A 1,436-nucleotide genomic window follows, 5' to 3' on the forward strand; every position below is an offset into this window, starting at 1 on the left:
AAATTTTTAATTTTTCTTTTTTGGTGTTTATGGGGTTAAGGGGTCGAACCCCTTACGCGGTTTCTGCACGAAGTGAGAAACGTCTAATCGCACCCTCAAAAATTTTGAGGGAACGCACTGCAAAATTTTAATTTTGCGTAAGTGCGCCCTTCGGGGAAAAGATTAGTCTGCATACTCGTTATATTTTGGCGCATAAACGTATTTGCGGTATTCAGGCTTGAACTGAAATGCCACTCTCGATTCTCCAACGTCCTGTACTTCCTCAGAGGACGAAATCATTTCTTCGGTAGTGATTTCATCTTCAGGCTTGAGAATGCCCTTTAAAACGCCTCCTGTTGCGATAAAACGCATCTTATGGACTTGTTTAGTCATCTCATGGAGCCAAGCACCCTTATCGCGCTCTAAAGCCAAATCAGACGGTTTTACGCTGTATTTGAGCGTTTCACAGATTGCTTTATCGAGTTGCTTGCGTCCTTTTTCATCCAAAGTGGCTTTTACGGCTTTCACGTTCACCGATGGCAAGTAGTCAGCTCGCAAAGCTTTCGCCCACATTTCGACCCAATCCGCTTGTTTTATATACCCCTGCCCTTTGAAATAACTGGGTTTAACCAACAGCAAAGCATGAAAGTGTGGATGTGCCATCATGTCCCCATCATTCCCCCTGGTGACTTCGGTTGTTCGCAAAAAACCTGCTACACCTGACTTAAACCGCTTGGTTTGAATGAGTCGCTGCCATGAATCATTCATGTGTTTCAACGTATCTCGGAGTTCCGTAACAGGTGGGTTTTTCACGGTGAGGGTTAGAAATACCCAACGATGCGTAGGAAAGCGTTCTTGAATACTTGGCAATTGCTGAAACATAACCGCCCTCCAAAGTAGAGATCTGCGCCACTGACACACAGGACAATGGCGAACACGGCAAAAAAATGCTTGCTTGAGAACCAATTTCCCTTGATCGGGATTAACTCCAAATTTCAAAATACCTGAACAGGCATTGATACGCTCTGCATATTTTGAAAGTTCAACGGAGTAGTTATAGAGAATTTTAACGGATTCAGCATCGGAACGATGTTCATCCCAAGAAACTTCATGAGGTGAAATTTCTGTTAAAAAATTGATTCCAAGATCGAAATCATGGCAAGATTGAGGCATAGAAAAGCTCTTATATTTTGGTTGGGTCGCACCTCCAAATATACGGGCTTTTTTATTGACCTGTCAAACAGCCTTCAAAGCCACGGCACATAAGGCTTAGAACCTTATTTTTAGAATCAGAGTTATCCCTTAATAATAAATACAAGGAAAAACACCCTCAAAAATCCCCATTTTTACCCCCTTTTCAGATGCCTTTTTTTGATTTTTCACCCCTAGCAAATTCGTGATGATTTTTCAGTAATGCACGCTTACGCGTTTCTCATTCGAGAAACAAAAATCGGGTC

At 42.3% G+C, this 1,436-nt stretch carries 1 protein-coding gene; it reads right to left on the reverse strand.

What is annotated here, in order from left to right; genetic code table 11:
• Nucleotides 1-162: 162 nt before the first annotated feature.
• On the reverse strand, nucleotides 163-1,152 hold the full coding sequence (locus NI461_RS13935; RefSeq protein WP_253157808.1) for a protein rep: 990 nt from the start codon (nucleotides 1,150-1,152) through the stop codon (nucleotides 163-165).
• Nucleotides 1,153-1,436: the final 284 nt, after the last annotated feature.

It is taken from the genome of Acinetobacter sp. S4400-12 (assembly GCF_024129495.1).
Taxonomy (GTDB): Bacteria; Pseudomonadota; Gammaproteobacteria; order Pseudomonadales; family Moraxellaceae; genus Acinetobacter; species Acinetobacter lwoffii_C.

What these genes read in the sequence shown, in the direction of transcription:
- NI461_RS13935 (WP_253157808.1), bottom strand. Translation starts at nt 1,152, where the DNA reads ATGCCTCAATCTTGCCATGATTTCGATCTTGGAATCAATTTTTTAACA.